General features: G+C 39.9%; 20 protein-coding genes and 1 tRNA gene. 17 read left to right on the plus strand and 4 right to left on the minus strand.

Annotated elements, in window-relative coordinates; all coding sequences use genetic code 11:
* Positions 1–5 precede the first annotated feature (5 nt).
* The 3 genes from HGJ91_RS00615 to HGJ91_RS00625 form a co-directional block, all read right to left on the minus strand.
* Positions 6–97 (minus strand) — tRNA-Ser (locus HGJ91_RS00615).
* Positions 98–142: 45 nt separating this feature from the next.
* A complete protein-coding gene (locus HGJ91_RS00620) occupies positions 143–802 on the minus strand; it encodes a methyltransferase (protein ID WP_291345741.1) in 660 nt (219 codons plus the stop codon).
* Positions 803–860: 58 nt separating this feature from the next.
* Positions 861–1,181, minus strand: coding sequence for a DUF721 domain-containing protein (locus tag HGJ91_RS00625; protein WP_291345742.1), 321 nt, complete (start codon positions 1,179–1,181; stop codon positions 861–863).
* A gap of 216 nt (positions 1,182–1,397) precedes the next feature.
* On the opposite strand from HGJ91_RS00625, the gene hflK reads away from it, so the two are divergent.
* A complete protein-coding gene (gene hflK / locus HGJ91_RS00630; RefSeq protein ID WP_291345743.1) occupies positions 1,398–2,489 on the plus strand; it encodes an FtsH protease activity modulator HflK in 1,092 nt (363 codons plus the stop codon).
* 15 nt (positions 2,490–2,504) lie between these two features.
* Positions 2,505–3,431 carry a protease modulator HflC gene (gene hflC / locus HGJ91_RS00635; RefSeq protein WP_291345744.1) on the plus strand — a complete coding sequence of 309 codons (927 nt, stop codon included), beginning with the start codon at positions 2,505–2,507 and terminating at the stop codon, positions 3,429–3,431.
* An 88-nt stretch (positions 3,432–3,519) separates the two neighbouring features.
* Here the strand turns inward: hflC and HGJ91_RS00640 are convergent, their stop codons facing one another.
* Positions 3,520–3,615 (minus strand): AURKAIP1/COX24 domain-containing protein, encoded by a 96-nt coding sequence (locus HGJ91_RS00640; RefSeq protein WP_291345745.1) that lies wholly within the window; start codon positions 3,613–3,615, stop codon positions 3,520–3,522.
* 122 nt (positions 3,616–3,737) lie between these two features.
* On the opposite strand from HGJ91_RS00640, the gene HGJ91_RS00645 reads away from it, so the two are divergent.
* The 15 genes from HGJ91_RS00645 (at position 3,738) to HGJ91_RS00715 (ending at position 15,402) form a co-directional block, all read left to right on the plus strand.
* Complete coding sequence (locus HGJ91_RS00645) at positions 3,738–4,271, plus strand: hypothetical protein (protein WP_291345746.1); 534 nt, start codon at positions 3,738–3,740, stop codon at positions 4,269–4,271.
* A 106-nt stretch (positions 4,272–4,377) separates the two neighbouring features.
* On the plus strand, positions 4,378–4,653 hold the full coding sequence (locus tag HGJ91_RS00650) for a zinc ribbon domain-containing protein (RefSeq protein ID WP_291345747.1): 276 nt from the start codon (positions 4,378–4,380) through the stop codon (positions 4,651–4,653).
* 64 nt (positions 4,654–4,717) lie between these two features.
* Positions 4,718–5,005, plus strand: a complete 288-nt coding sequence (gene groES, locus HGJ91_RS00655) for a co-chaperone GroES (RefSeq protein WP_291345748.1) — start codon at positions 4,718–4,720, stop codon at positions 5,003–5,005.
* A gap of 29 nt (positions 5,006–5,034) precedes the next feature.
* A complete protein-coding gene (groL, locus tag HGJ91_RS00660) occupies positions 5,035–6,690 on the plus strand; it encodes a chaperonin GroEL (protein ID WP_291345749.1) in 1,656 nt (551 codons plus the stop codon).
* Positions 6,691–6,915: 225 nt separating this feature from the next.
* Complete coding sequence (tolQ, locus tag HGJ91_RS00665; RefSeq protein ID WP_291345750.1) at positions 6,916–7,626, plus strand: protein TolQ; 711 nt, start codon at positions 6,916–6,918, stop codon at positions 7,624–7,626.
* A complete protein-coding gene (tolR, locus tag HGJ91_RS00670) occupies positions 7,626–8,042 on the plus strand; it encodes a protein TolR (protein WP_291345751.1) in 417 nt (138 codons plus the stop codon). The genes tolQ and tolR overlap by 1 nt, the downstream gene beginning before the upstream one ends.
* 9 nt (positions 8,043–8,051) lie before the next feature.
* A complete protein-coding gene (locus HGJ91_RS00675; protein ID WP_291345760.1) occupies positions 8,052–8,951 on the plus strand; it encodes an energy transducer TonB in 900 nt (299 codons plus the stop codon).
* 2 nt (positions 8,952–8,953) lie between these two features.
* Positions 8,954–10,327: a Tol-Pal system beta propeller repeat protein TolB gene (gene tolB, locus HGJ91_RS00680; RefSeq protein ID WP_291345752.1), complete on the plus strand. Its 1,374-nt coding sequence runs from the start codon at positions 8,954–8,956 to the stop codon at positions 10,325–10,327.
* A gap of 91 nt (positions 10,328–10,418) precedes the next feature.
* Positions 10,419–11,003 (plus strand): peptidoglycan-associated lipoprotein Pal, encoded by a 585-nt coding sequence (pal, locus tag HGJ91_RS00685; RefSeq protein WP_291345753.1) that lies wholly within the window; start codon positions 10,419–10,421, stop codon positions 11,001–11,003.
* A 97-nt stretch (positions 11,004–11,100) separates the two neighbouring features.
* The gene (ybgF, locus tag HGJ91_RS00690) at positions 11,101–11,961 is read left to right on the plus strand and encodes a tol-pal system protein YbgF (protein ID WP_291345754.1); all 861 of its coding nucleotides are present in this window, start codon (positions 11,101–11,103) and stop codon (positions 11,959–11,961) included.
* A gap of 14 nt (positions 11,962–11,975) precedes the next feature.
* Entirely contained in the window at positions 11,976–12,461 is a 486-nt protein-coding gene (locus tag HGJ91_RS00695; RefSeq protein ID WP_291345755.1) for a crossover junction endodeoxyribonuclease RuvC, read from the plus strand.
* A complete protein-coding gene (gene ruvA / locus HGJ91_RS00700; RefSeq protein WP_291345756.1) occupies positions 12,458–13,087 on the plus strand; it encodes a Holliday junction branch migration protein RuvA in 630 nt (209 codons plus the stop codon). The genes HGJ91_RS00695 and ruvA overlap by 4 nt, the downstream gene beginning before the upstream one ends.
* 3 nt (positions 13,088–13,090) lie before the next feature.
* Positions 13,091–14,116 carry a Holliday junction branch migration DNA helicase RuvB gene (gene ruvB, locus HGJ91_RS00705; protein WP_291345757.1) on the plus strand — a complete coding sequence of 342 codons (1,026 nt, stop codon included), beginning with the start codon at positions 13,091–13,093 and terminating at the stop codon, positions 14,114–14,116.
* 39 nt (positions 14,117–14,155) lie between these two features.
* A complete protein-coding gene (locus HGJ91_RS00710) occupies positions 14,156–15,124 on the plus strand; it encodes a L,D-transpeptidase (RefSeq protein ID WP_291345758.1) in 969 nt (322 codons plus the stop codon).
* A 35-nt stretch (positions 15,125–15,159) separates the two neighbouring features.
* Positions 15,160–15,402: a hypothetical protein gene (locus HGJ91_RS00715; protein ID WP_291345759.1), complete on the plus strand. Its 243-nt coding sequence runs from the start codon at positions 15,160–15,162 to the stop codon at positions 15,400–15,402.
* Positions 15,403–15,483 lie beyond the last annotated feature (81 nt).

Raw genomic sequence — 15,483 nt, forward strand, 5'->3', positions numbered from 1 at the left:
ATCAGTGGCGGAGAAGGAGGGATTCGAACCCTCGGTACCCGGTTAGGATACACACGCTTTCCAGGCGTGCACCTTCAGCCAGCTCGGTCACCTCTCCGCATTAAATTAATTCAAGGCAAAATAGTATTTTTTTGCAATTGTGTCAAGATCTAAACAGGGAAATATACTCATTGGTAAACTTGTTTTCAGATGCATAAATGTAAAAGGGCGGGTGAATAACACAGGGTTTGCCGCTGTTTTTCACCGAATTGTTTTTTACCGCACAGAGGATAACGCGTTTGGCCGCAGATTTTTTTTTAATATGCACAAACCGGATGAAATCAGGGGTATATTTATACCGTTCCATGGTTAGAATCAGATCCGGTAATCGGTCTGCAGGAAAGATGATATATAATCGTCCCCGGGTTTGGAGCAGCCTGTTTGAACAATAAAAAAGCATATCAATGTCAAGGGTGATCTCATGGCGTGCGATGGCCTTTTGAGAATCCGGGTTCAGCCTGCCGGAATTTCTTTTTTTATAGGGCGGATTTGAAACGATAATATCTGCTGGGCCGTTTATGTCGGAAAGCCGCATGTTTTTAATATCTTCATGAATAATTTGGATAGTGCTTTCCAGTTTGTTGTTGATGATGTTTTGTTTGGCAAATCCGAATAATTCTTTTTGAATTTCAACACCAATGATAGTGAGATCAGGCCGTCTAAATGCCAGAATCAAAGGCATGATTGCGCAGCCACACCCGACATCAACGATTTTTTCAATACCCGTTGGTTGAATGTGGGCCGCAAGGATGAAGGGATCCATGGAGAAGCGATATCCGTTTTCAGGCTGGGACACCTTTATCTCATGGCTAAAGAAAGGGTCAGGAGAGAATTTTTCCAATTTTAAACCGGATCTGTTTAACAGATATATGTTCAAGGTGTTTATTAATATTTAAAATCATTTCTTTTTCAAGGAATTTGAGCTGATGTATCCAGGATGAACTGGATACATTGACAATGAGTATCCCGTCTTTAAAAGAGTCAGGCTTGGCATTCATGGCAATGGGCTTCCCGACAGCATCATCCCAGACATCCCAGATTCTGGCCATTTCCGTGTCCCTGGCCGGTCTGTATTTGCCGAGGGCGGAATTTAAGATGTCACTGATATGAATCAGTTTGCTGTTCTTGTCTTTTTTGTCCAATTGAATATACCCTGTTTTTTAAGACACTTGTTCTAAGTTTATTTTATAGCATATTATTGAATCGGAATATACCCAAAAATGTTTTGGTTTGCCCAAAGTCTGGCCAATGGTATATTTTAAATAAACATTGCCTTTTGGGGTTGATAAATATAAATATGGTTATACTTTGCGAGCATAATGTAATTTTAAAAAAAATATATTTACAGGATACTATCTATGAATTGGGATTGGGAAAAACTGAGAGAAAATCAACAGAAGTTTGAGAAGAAGAGAGAAGGCGGCGGGCCTGGCATGCCAAAACCTCCCCAGATGGATGAGATTTTAAACAAACTAAAAGGATTTAAGTTTCCGGGGGGCTTTCTGGTTATCATTATTCTGTTGGCTTTGTTTTTTGGATCCTCCACATTTTTTACCATTAAACTGGATGAAGTCGGTGTCATCCAGCGGTTTGGAAAGTTTACTCGGATTGCTCAGCCGGGCTTGAGCTTTAAGTTTCCGTCAGGTATTGAAAAGGTGACCAAAGTAAAGATAAAAAGAATTTATAAGGAAGAATTCGGGTTTCAAACTGTACAGGGATCAAGCAATTACAGATTCTCAAGTGAAAGTTCCTCTCAGGATACGTCCTTAATGCTGACCGGGGATTTGAATGTGGCAGTGGTCCCCTGGATTGTTCAATACAGAATTTCCAATCCCCGCAATTATCTGTTTGAGGTCAAGGATGTCAGGGCTATTTTAAGAGATATGTCTGAGGCCAGCATGCGGACCGTTGTCGGAGACAGAAGCATTAATGAGGTCATCAGCAAACGGGAAGAGATCGCACTGGCTGCCAAAGAAATGCTTCAAAAGGAAATGAACGAGGCAAAGTCCGGTATTAATGTTGTTACCATTGAAATGAAAAAGACAAATGTTCCAGAACCTGTCCAGAATTCTTTTAATGAGGTGAACCAGGCCACCCAGGAAAAAGAACAAACCATTTATAAAGCAAGGGAAGAATATAATAAGGCCGTGCCTTTAGCCCGTGGTGAAGCCAAAAGAGTAATAAAGGATGCAGAAGGGTATGCCATTGATCGGGTGAACCGTGCCCAGGGTGATGCTGCCAAATTTTCAGCGGTCTACAAAGAGTATATAAAAGCCAAAGATGTTACAAAAAAAAGGATATATCTGGAATCAATGCTGGAAGTTTTTCCCAACCTTGGGGCAAAGTATATTATTGATTCAGAGCAAAAAAATCTATTACCTTTTTTAAATATGGGTGGGGTAACCCCTTCTTCTAATCCACAAAACAGATTCCTTAATAAAAGTGAGTAAAAAATGAATAATATTATGAAACCTTTATTTTTGGCAGTCATCGCTATCGGTATTGTATTGGTATATAACTCTGCTTATGTTGTCGATGAAACCGAGCAGGTGGTGGTCACCCAGTTTGGCAGAGTGATTGGAAAACCCGTAACCCAACCGGGATTAAGCTTTAAACTGCCCTTTTTTCAACAAGCCAATTATTTCCCAAACAACTTGTTAACCTGGGATGGTGATCCCGGCCAGGTGCCCACAAAAGACAAAACTTATATCTGGGTAGATACCTTTGCAAGATGGAAGATTGTTGATTCCATAAAGTATTTTCAGACGGTCAACAATGAACTTGCCGCGCTTGAACGTCTGGATGATATTATTGATCCGGCCATGAGGAATCTTGTGACATCATACCCTCTGGTGGAAAGTGTTCGTAATACAGATCGGCCCATGGATACCTTTGAATCCACGGTTGATCAAAACAGGAAACGGACCCAGTATAAAATCGAACTTGGCCGGGATGAGATTACAAAGCAGATAGTAGAACAGGCCAGGCCCAAACTGGCCCCGTTTGGGATTGAACTTGTGGATGTAAGAATAAAAAGAATAAATTATATCGAGAGTGTAAGGCGAGCGGTCTACGACAGGATGATTGCAGAAAGAAATCAGATTGCAGAAAAATATCGTGCAGAGGGTAAGGGGGAAGCAAGCAATATAAGGGGTGAAAAAGAAAAGGAACTTCAGGTCATCAAATCCCAGGCCTATAAAGATTCCCAGACGATTAAGGGTGAGGCAGATGCAAAAGCCACTTTAATTTATGCGGACGCGTATGGTGTAGATCCTGATTTTTATGCTTTTTTAAAGACCATGGACGTCTATAAAAAAACCATAAAAAAAGACAGCACTCTGATTCTTTCAACAGATTCTGATTTCATGAAATACTTTAAAGGTGTTGAGTAGCCCTCTCTTAAGAAATAGATAAGAAACGGATTTTGAGTATTGAGTTGAACAATCGTTTTCAACTCAATACTCGCGAATATTTTAACAGCTATTTTTTCTTTCTCTGGTGTCGGGTCTTGGCAAGGAGCTTTCTGTGTTTATGCTTTCTCATTTTTTTCCTTCTCTTTTTCATCACACTGCTCAAAAAAATCACCTCCTTATTATACAGGCATAGTTTAATTTTTATTTCAAATTAGTTAAAAAAGTATTATAACATAATATTTTATTAAATGTCCAATTTTTTATTGGTTATACTAAAGGCGCGCAATGAAAACAGCACGACGCTTTAATAAAGAAGAGCTTTTAAAGGTTGATGAGGCTGTAAAGGTTTCAGAGGAGATAGTCAATAATTTTTATAAAATGTCCTCTGGTCAGTGGCTTAAAAACAGGTATGATATAAAGACAGCCAAAGACCTTGTCCCCCATGAATGTGTTGACGGTCCCTTTGCCCAGGTGGTTAAATATGAAGGGCGAAAAAAAGATGTCTCTTTGGGCTCTTCTTTATTCAGTCTTTACAAAGTATGTCTTCAGGACTATGCCATTCTTTCAACAGTTGAAAAAAAAGAGGACCTGTCCTTAGAGCCGTTCCTTCTTTATATATTGACCCATGAACTGGTTCATGTGGTCAGGTTTTCAAAATTTAAACAGCGATATGAAAATAAGAATGAAGCGGATGTTACATTGGATGAAGAGCGAAAAGTTCATCAGTTAACCCACATTATTTTAAAGCCGGTATTGGTTCCGGGATTAAGCGAAGTCTTTGAATTTTATAAGGATTGGCACAGAGAACCCGTGATCTGAATCATGGGTAAAAAATTTGGATAAACCTGCTTGACAAGGGTGAAAGACTAATTATTTTATCTTTGATTTTTCAAGAAGATAAAAGGAAAACGGAGAAGTAAAGAAAATGCCAGTTTACGAGTATCAATGTACAGAGTGCGGACAAATACAAGAAGCATTTCAGAAGATTTCAGATCCACCGCTTGAAACCTGTTTTCATTGTAAGGGACATTTGAAAAAACTTATCTCTCAAAGTACATTTCATCTGAAAGGATCAGGATGGTATGTGACGGATTATGGCGGGGCAAAGACTGGAAGTAAAAAAGAATCTAATACAAAATCCGGCATAAAAGATAAAGAATCAAAAACAACTTCAAAAAAGACAACAGATTCTAAAGATTGAAGTTGACATAAAATAAAAATTTAAAAGAACAAACCAAACAAATTATGCAAAGGAGAAAAAGATCATGAGTTTGAGACCTTTAAGTGACAGAATTCTTGTGGAACGTGTTGACGAGGATGAAAAAACCAAAGGCGGTATTATTATTCCTGATACAGCAAAAGAAAAACCGGCAGAAGGAAAAATTGTTGCTACGGGCAACGGCCGCATGGGTGAAGACGGAAAACTTCTTCCAATGGATGTAAAAGTGGGGGATCGCGTTCTTTTCAGTAAATACGGCGGAACAGACGTGAAAATTGATGGAAGTGATTATCTTATCCTGCGTCAGGATGATGTTCTTGGAATAATTGAATAATTTAAATTTATAATTGGAGATTATATACGATGGCAAAAGAGATTAAATATGATGCTAAAGCCCGCGAGGCAATGCTTAAAGGTGTCAAGACCCTTGCTGATGCAGTAGTGGTTACACTTGGGCCCAAAGGCAGAAACGTAGTGATTGAAAAATCCTGGGGTTCCCCCAATGTTACCAAGGACGGTGTAACCGTTGCAAAAGAAATTGAGCTTGAAGATAAATTCGAGAACATGGGTGTCCAGATGGTAAAAGAAGTTGCCAGCAAAACGTCTGACATGGCGGGTGATGGAACAACCACAGCAACTGTTCTTGCAAGGGCAATCTATGAAAACGGCCAGAAATTGGTTGTTGCCGGTAATAACCCCATGGATATTAAAAGAGGGGTTGACAAAGCTGTTGTCAAAGTTGTTGAAGTCCTTGAAGGAATGGCAAAACCAACCAAGGATCAAAATGAGATTGCCCAGGTTGGAACCATTTCTGCAAACAGTGATGAAACCATTGGTAACATTATTGCCGAGGCCATGGATAAAGTCGGTAAAGAAGGTGTTATCACCGTAGAAGAAGCCAAATCAATGGATACCACTCTGGATGTGGTAGAAGGCATGCAGTTTGATCGGGGTTATCTTTCTCCGTATTTTGTAACAGATACTGAAAAAATGGTTGCCTCCTTTGAAAGCCCGTTTATTTTGATCTGTGATAAAAAGATTTCTTCCATGAAAGATTTACTTCCGGTTCTTGAAGAGATTGCCAAAACAGGCAAGCCTCTTGTTATTGTTGCCGAAGATGTTGAAGGCGAAGCCCTTGCAACACTGGTTGTCAACAAGCTTCGCGGCACCTTGAATGTGGCTGCTGTTAAAGCTCCCGGATTTGGTGACAGAAGAAAAGCCATGCTGGAAGATGTTGCCGTACTGACTGGTGGACAGGTTGTTTCAGAAGATATCGGAATTAAACTTGAAAATGTAACCCTGCAGGATCTTGGCCAGGCAAAATCTATCACAATCGATAAAGACAATACCACAATTGTTGATGGTGCCGGTTCAAGAGAAGCCCTTGAAGGCAGGGTAAAAATGCTTCGTGCCCAGGCTGAAGAGACATCTTCCGATTATGACAGAGAAAAACTCCAGGAAAGACTTGCCAAGCTCGTTGGCGGTGTTGCTGTTATTAATGTTGGAGCAGCCACTGAAACTGAAATGAAAGAAAAGAAAGCCAGGGTTGAAGATGCGCTTAATGCAACCCGTGCAGCCGTTGAAGAGGGTATTGTTTCCGGGGGTGGTGTTGCCCTTATCAGATGCATTCCAACCCTTGAAGACCTTAAGCTTGAAGGGGAGGAACAACTGGGTGTTGACGTTGTGATAAAAGCCCTTGAAGAACCCTTGAGAAAAATTGCCGACAATGCCGGTGTTGAAGGTGCTGTTGTCTTGAATAAAGTAAAAGAGGGTAAAGGCGCTTTTGGTTACAATGCCAAGACAGATGTTTATGAAGACCTCATTGAAGCAGGTGTTATTGATCCCAAGAAAGTGGTTCGGTTTGCACTTCAGAATGCAGCCAGTGTTGCATCTGTAATGCTGACCACAGAAGCCATGATCGCTGAAAAACCGGAAGAAAATGCCGGTGGCGGAATGCCGGGTGGAATGCCCGGCGGCGGAATGGGCGGAATGGGCGGCGGAATGCCCGGAATGATGTAATGTTGAATTAAACATTATATTCATATAGATTGAACAAAGCCCCTGCACATTTTGTGTGCAGGGGCTTTGTTTTTGAGCTGTCCCATGCAGGCGAAATCCCCTTGGTTTCCTGCGGGAGTTTTCAATAAGAACTTGACATGAAATGCCGGCTCATATACTTAGTTTTATTAAATTTTATTTATTATTTTACCGCTATTGGGAAGATAAATTTGTAAGAGAGGATATATGACCACTGAAACCTTAGGGGTGCTTTACATGTTGAGCGGCGCAGGCCCGGTTGTTAAGTTTGTTATGCTGTTGCTGCTGTTTTTTTCAATAACATCATGGGCAATTATGTTTATCAAGTTCAGGTATATCCGAAAGGCATTTAAAGAGTCTGCTGATTTTACGGATATTTTCTGGCAGTGTCGAAATCTGGCTGATGCATTTTCAAAAGCCAAGGCATTGAGGTCAAGTCCGGTTGCAAGAATTTTTATCACCGCATATACGGAGATGGCAAGATCTGACAGCAAAGATAAGGAAAAAACACAGATAAAAAGAACTCAGAGTACCTATTTCCAAATTATTGGAAGTGTAAAACGATCATTAAATCGATCCATCAATGTTGAAGTCAGACGTCTGGTTCAATTGGTGCCATTCCTGGCAACTGCGGGTAATACCGCCCCGTTTATCGGTCTTTTCGGAACGGTTTGGGGGATCATGGGCACCTTTCATGGAATTGGGTTGAGTGGGTCTGCAAGTCTTGCCGTCGTGGCCCCCGGTATTTCAGAGGCACTCATCGCAACAGCAGCAGGGCTTGCCGTGGCTATTCCATCTGTTATCGGTTACAATTATTTTACTGACAGGATAAGAATTTTGGATTCTGAATTGCAAAGTTTTTCTTCAGATCTTTTAAATATAATGGAACGCGATATTCAAAACCAAATGGAGGTATAATGCAATCAGGCTCCGGTAATGGTCAATTCATGTCCGAGATTAATGTCACCCCTTTTGTTGATGTAATGCTTGTCTTGTTGATTATTTTCATGGTAACTGCCCCCATGATGGTTCAGGGTGTTGATGTGGATTTGCCCAAGGCTACCTCAAAAGCATTAAAAGGCAGTGAAGAGCGCCTGATTATATCCATTGATGATGATCTTAAAGTGTTTATTAACGAGCAGGTTGTCAGTGTTGAGTTTCTGACCCAGAAGCTGGGTGCCATACTGGAAAATTTTGATAAAAAAAACGTATATCTCAGGGCAGATAAAAAAGTGCCTTACGGGATTGTTGTCAATGTGATTTCAAAGATTAAAAAGGCCGGTGTTGACAGCTTGGGGATGATTACACTTCCTGAAAATGAAGAAGAGTCCTGATTGACAAGCATGAGTTTTCCGGAAAATTTTAAAAAAAGAAGAGAATTTTTTCTCACTCCCTTAGATCACAGCAGGAAAACCGGAATTATTTTTTTCTTTATTTCTCTGTTTTTACACGGTCTTTTTTTTTGCAGTATAATATTTTTTCAAGATTTCAAACTGCCCAGGCCCATGCCGCCTGTTATCCGGATTGATCTGGTTTCTTTTTCACCGGAACCCCTGTTAGAAGAACCCGCCAAAAGTGAAGAGACTTCAAAGAAAGAGGGTATCCCGATAAAACCTCAAATTATAAAAAAAAAGACTCGCAAAATTTCTACTATAAAGCCTGATATCAGTTTAAAAACAAAACCTAAAAATTTGAAAGACCTGATGGCTCAACAGGAGAAAAAAAAGAAAACACCTGTTAAAAAAGAGAAACCCAAAAAACAAATTGATTCTGAAAAGGTATTAGAAGAAGCAAGGGGAAAATTAGAAAAAAAAGTTGAGGATCAGATGCAGGACCGGAGTCAGGATCGAATTGCCCAGGCGTTGAGCCGTCTCCAGGAAAAGGTAAAGGATCAGGGCAAATCAAAAGAAGGTGAAAAAAAGGGGTTAACTGCCGGAGTTGGCAAAAAAGGGTATAAGCCCATTGATCTTTATAAAATGGTTTTAGGGCAGACGATAGAACAGAATTGGGTGTTTAATGATATCCTTGCCAGGATGGATCAGAAGTTTGAAGTCAGAATTCTGATTAAGATATTAAAAAGCGGAGAAATAAGGGATATTATTTACGAAACTAAGTCAGGGAATCGATATCTTGATGAATCTGCAAAAAAAGCAATTAAAAAGGCAAATCCGTTGCCACCATTACCGGGTGGAATGCGCTCCTACGATGTTGTTGTGATTTTTACACCCAAAGGTTTGAAATAAAAATGGTTTCTTTTGCAGGGAATAAGCGGTATTGTTCCCATGATATGTTCAATAAAATTATTTTATTCATACTATATTGTTTTCTGGGAGTGGGGTGTAGTTTATTTTTTTCGATACCTGTATATGCCAGAGACTATGATTATATCAATGTCAGCAACCCGTTTTTAAAGAAAACACCGGTTGCCGTGACAGAATTTAAAGCATTTAACGGGCATGCCACTGAAGTAAAAGATGGGAAAACAGCAAGATATATTTTAAAAGAGGCGCTTGAGTTTACAGGATATCTTAAAACAATGAATTCTGTCGCGTTTCTTTCAAACCCGGCTGAATCAGGCATTCAACTGGCTCAGATAAGTTTTCGGGACTGGACAGGGATTGGGGCTGAGCTGCTGGTTACAGGAGGAATTGTTGAAAATCAGGGGAAAGTGAAGCTTCAATTAAGGCTTTTTGATACATTTAAAACAAAACTTCTGGTCGGTAAAGTATATACCGGCTCCCGATCTCAGATCAGACAAATGATTCATCTGTTTTGCAGTGAAATATCCTATAAGCTTACCGGCAAATGGGGAGTATTTAACAGCAAGATAGCGTTTGTTTCAACTGTAAAGGGGAAAAAAGAGATATTTACCTGCGATTTTGATGGACAAAATATCAAACAGATTACATCCCATAAAAGCATATCCCTTTCCCCGTCCTGGTCTTTTGACGGCAAATGGTTGGCCTATGTTTCCTATGCAAGGGGAAACCCTCAAATATTTATTAAAAATCTCAGAGAAAAAAGAGGGTCAATTGTCAATTACAAGGGAATGAATATCTCTCCGGACTGGATGCCCGGACAGCTTAAACTTGCAGCAGCATTAAGTTTTTCCGGGGATCAGGAAATTTATTTGTTGACCGTAAAGGGAGAAATTATTAAAAGAATAACAAGGAATTGGGGAATTGATGTGTCGCCTAGATTTTCACCGGACGGCAAAAGAATAGTCTTTACTTCAAAACGGATCGGCACTCCGCAAGTTTATATAAAGGATCTTGAATCGGCAAGAGTGCAAAGGCTAACGTTCAAGGGCCTCAACAATACATCTGCTGCCTGGTCGCCGGATGGCGGAAAGATTGCCTATGTGGGCATAGAAAAAAATAACATCAATATTTTTGTGATGAATATTGACTCAGGAATGCCGGTGCAATTGACCAGGAATGCAGGGGACAATGAAGATCCTGCCTGGTCACCGGATGGAAGTATGCTGACGTTTACATCAACCCGTGAAGGCGGCATTCCAAGAATTTTTGTTATGAATGCATCCGGATCAGACCAGCGAAGACTTTTAAGGTTGAAAGGAAAACAGACCCAACCGGACTGGTCAATGTCAAAAAATTAAAAGACGGGGTCAGGCTTTCCTTATTGTCGTTATTAAGTTCAATAACGACAATAAGGAAAGCCTGACCCCACTAAAAAGAGGAGATAAAGTAATGAAAAAGAGAGTGTGGATTAATCTGGTAATGGTAGTTCTTGTGGCAGGGCTTTTTTTTACTGTCTCATGTGCGAAGAAAACGGTTGTGTCTGATGCAACAACTATAGAGGATCAGGCCAAAGCCGAAGCAGCAGCAGCTGCAAAGGCTCAGGCCCAGGCAGAGGCTGAGCGTATTGCACAGCAAAATCTTGAAGATCAGATAGCCAGTGAAAAAGCGCTTAAGGCAGCTAAAGCCATAGCTGCAAAGAAACGGTTTGAGAATCAGGATATTCATTTCGAATATGACAGCTCAGAGTTAAGTTCCATGGCAAAAATGGTGTTAAAAGAAAAGGTAGCCTGGTTAAAAGCAAACTACTCAGCAGTTGTAACCATTGAAGGGCATTGTGATGAGCGCGGCACAACTGAATATAACCTTGCCCTGGGTGAACGTCGTGCAAGCATTGCTAAAAGCTATTTGATTAATCTTGGTATTGCAGCTTCCCGTTTGAATACCATCAGCTATGGTGAAGAGCAACCCAAAGATTCAGACAAAACAGAAAGTGCCTATAGAAAAAACAGGCGGGACCATTTTGCAATTGATTAATTAATCAATAGACGGGGTCAGGCTTTCCTTGTTGTCGTTATTGAGTTTAATAACGACAACAAGGAAAGCCTGACCCCATTCATTTTGGAGTTTGGTTATGAGAGTAACATATTTTTTATATATTGTGATGGCTTTGTTATTTTTCCTCGGTTGTGTAGAACCTCAAAAATTTGTTATCCTTGAAAACAGGGTGGCAGCCATAGAAATGGAAAATGACAGGCAGCTTCCCCTGCATAACGAGCAGAATCAGGTAAAGCTTAAGGAGAATCTTGATAATTTAGAGCGAAGATTAAGTGAAAGTCACAGCATTAGTCAGGAAGAATATGCAGAATTAAAATATGATATCCAGACTATCAAAGAGGATCTTCGACGGGTTCAAGGTTTAATAGAAGAGATTAATCATGGCTTTGAAAAGTACAGTCAAAAAGATAGACAAGGAATTGAGAAGACACTCGAAAGACTTGATCAGGCTATTTCAAGAAATTATGAAAAAGTGATCAAGCTTGAAAAATATATGGGGTTCGAGCCATCGGCGGGCGGAGAGCTTGAGAAAAAAACCGTATCATCAGAAGGACCAAAGAAGGATAGTGAACAGAAATTATATGATTTTGCAAAGAAATTGTTTGATGATGGGGATAAGGGAAATGCCCGCATCCAGTTTGAAAATTTTATAAATAAATATCCGGATTCTGATAATGCGGACAATGCCAGGTTTTGGATTGCCGACAGTTATTATTCGGAAAAATGGTTTGAAAAAGCTATTCTGGAGTACCAGAAAGTCCTGGAAGACTATCTGGACAGTAATAAATTGGCTGCAGCAAGGCTGAAACAAGGGTATGCATTTGCTGAGCTGGGCGAAAAAGCCAATGCAAGGCTTATCCTGAAAGAGTTGTTAAAAAAACATCCTGACTCAAATGAAGCCGAGTATGCCCAAAAGAAATTAAAAACCTTAAAGTGATTTAGTAAATTCCCATGGTAAAGGTAGTCGGTATTGACCCGGGGTTGGCCGGCACCGGTATTGGTGTCGTAGAGGGAAGCAGAAATGAAATCCTTGGGTATTCATTTGGAAGCATCTCCACTGATGCAAAGGATCCGATTCATTTCAGACTTCACACTATTTACTCAAAAATATTAGATTTTCTTTGTGAACAACAGCCGGATTATGTGATGATTGAGGACATCTATTCACTTGAAAAATACCCCGGATCAGGTATTATGCTGGGTAAAGTTTCAGGCGTTCTTCTTGTGGCTGCATATAAAGCAGGTCTTGATGTGGAAGAAATTCCTGTAAGACAAGTAAAAAAAATTATTTCAGGAAATGGGAGCGCAGACAAATACCAGATGGAAAGGGCGGTTCGAAATATATTAAAACACGGAGAACCTATCCGTCCCTTTCATGCATCAGATGCACTGGGACTTGCTTTAACAGGATATTACAGGTACAAAAGAAGATTATGATTGGATACCTTGAAGGAAGAATTCTTCATTTTGAGCCCGACGGCATTTTACTGCTTGTGGGTGACATTGGCTATGAGGTGTTATTGAGTCCTCAAATGGTTGAAAAATTAATGTCTCAGGATTCAAATGAAAACCCTATTTCTTTATATGTTTATTATCATCAGACAGAGAGACAGCCTAAACCCGTACTCATTGGTTTTGAAACACTTGAGGATAAAGAGTTTTTTCAAACATTTATTACTGTAGCTGCTATTGGTCCCATGAAAGCTGTAAAAGCAATGACTCGTCCGATTGGCGAGATGGCAGAGGCCATTGAAAAAAAAAATGTTTCATTTTTAACGGGCTTAAGCGGGATTGGTAAAAGAACTGCTGAAAAAATCATCGCAACCCTTCATGGGAAAGTAGAAAAATTCATAGCGGTGACCGGTGATAAAAAAGAATTTACTCAAGGCAAAATCCCCATTGAGATACACACTATCGGACAACAGGTTGCGGATGTTCTTGTAGAGCAATTGGGGCATTCCCAAACATCTGCAAAAAGGATGATCAAGGAGGCGTTTGAAAGAAACACCACGATGTCAACCCCGGAAGAACTTTTTGATGAAATTTTTCAGGAGAAAAGATAAAATATGAGTGATGATATCATTTCCTATTCTTCTGATAAAAAGGGAATCGTTACATCGAACAGCACAATGGATGATATATCCTCTGATATTATATCTTTAAGACCCACAAGTTTTAAAGAGTATATCGGGCAGAATGATACGGTTGAAACCTTGAAAATTGCCATACAGGCAGCCAAAATGAGGAATGAACCGTTAGACCATATACTGTTTCATGGGCCCCCGGGCTTGGGCAAGACAACCGTTTCCCATATTATTGCCAAAGAAATGGGCAAAGATTTAACCGTCACTTCAGGGCCCACCCTGGAGAAGGGGGGAGATCTCATCGGGATATTGACCAATCTGGGTGAAGGGGACATTCTTTTTATCGATGAAATCCATCGAATCCCAAAGGTTGTTGAGGAGTTTTTATACCCTGCCATGGAAGATTTTGCTGTAGATTTTATATTTGATAAGGGTCTTCATGCAAGGAGTCATCGATACCGGCTGAAGCAGTTTGTCCTTATTGGTGCAACGACCAGAGTCGGTCTTTTGTCCTCCCCGTTAAGGGACCGGTTTGGTATTTTCCGCACCCTTGATTTTTATTCAAAGGAACAATTGATTGTTATCGTTAAGCGGTCTGCTGCCATTTTAAACACGGTTATTTCTGAGAATGGTGCCGCAGAACTTGCTGAACGGTCCAGAGGAACCCCTCGGATTACGAATAGATTATTAAAAAGAGTCCGGGATTATTCACAGGTAAAATCACACGGGAAAGTGACCCGGGAGAGTGTACAGGCAGCGCTTGAACTCGAAGGAATTGATGTGCTGGGGCTCACATCTCTTGACAGGAATTATCTAAAAACGATAATAGATTTTTATAAGGGGGGACCTGTGGGGATTGAAGCAATAGCAGCGACATTGCAGGAAGAGACCGATACGCTTGTGGATGTCGTTGAACCGTTTTTATTAAAAATCGGCCTGGTCCTTCGAACATCCAGCGGCAGAAAAGCATCACAAAAAGCATATCAACATCTTAAGCTTAAACCCTAAGAATGAAGCGTCCCCAATGAGGTATAATTGTTAATTCAGATGGGAAAGAAATTATTTTTAAATAGACTGAATCTGTTATTATTGATCGTGGTGATACCATTTTTTTCACCACTCAATTTTATCGTTTTTGCAGTTGATCAATCATTTCCTTCCGCTGTTATTAAATTACCTGATAATGAGAATGCCATTTTGGTTGAGAAAAAAAGTCAAACCCTGTTTCTGTATACTTTCCGGGCCAATGATCTGTTCGTTCGGTTTCAAGTCCCCTGCTCAACAGGAGAGGTGTCGGGCATCAAACAAATGGCAGGAGACAAGAAAACACCCGAAGGTGTTTATTTTTTAAAAGATGAATATGAAGATAAATATTTGTCCCCGATATATGGGAAAAAAGCATTCCCCACAGATTACCCCAATTTTATTGATAAAAAAGCAGGAAAAAACGGATCGGCTATCTGGATACATGGTACAAACAAAAAACTAAAACCCATGGATTCAAATGGATGCATTGCATTGGAAAATTCTAACGTCCTAAAACTTTCAGACTATATAACCCTTAATTCAACGCCTGTGATTATGGTTGAAGAAATTGACAGGATTGATAGAAAAATACTTGCCAGGCAGGAGGAAAGTATAACCCTCATGTTGAGGCAATGGATAAAAGCCATTGAAAAAGGAAGCTATCATGATTATCTGTCGTTTTATTCCTCTGAATACTTACCGGATATAAGTTGGTGGGAACAATGGCGTGAAATAAGAAAGCTGGCAGATAATCTTGGGTCGGGTTTGAAGGTGAAAAGTGACAGGACAGGGATTTATTACCATGATCGTGTTTTTGTGGTTTTGTTTGATTGTTTTCTGATCTTTGAAAACAATCAAACTTTGTTGGGGCAAAGAAAATTATTTTTGGAAAATCAAAACAGCAGGTATAAAATTATTGGTGATATTTTTCAAAACATAAAGATTCCTTTGATTGCTGCTGCAAAAACACTTGTAAGACCTGGTTTGTAAAAAGAATCTTTAAAATTTGTTAATAAAGGTGAATTATGGAAGATATATCAAGAGAGCTGGAAAAAGAAATAGCTGCCGCAGAAGCAGTGATACTCTCTTCCTCGGGAATCGATAGAATTTCGGAAAAGGCGGAAGCGCTTGGTATGGAAAAAAGAACGGAAGAAAACGTCATTTATGTAAATCTGAACAGAGATAATTTCAGCCAGGAGGAGCCGACTCTGGAAACCTCTCAGGAATCCGCTTTACAGAAACTCACAAAGAAATTGGGGCTTTCCTGATTTCTTTTTTTATTGCTGTGCTATATTGTAAAAATAGAATTTTTAATTAATATATGATAAAATATAGAATAACGGAGGGAT

It is taken from the genome of Desulfobacula sp. (genome assembly GCF_014237455.1).
Taxonomy (GTDB): Bacteria; Desulfobacterota; Desulfobacteria; order Desulfobacterales; family Desulfobacteraceae; genus Desulfobacula.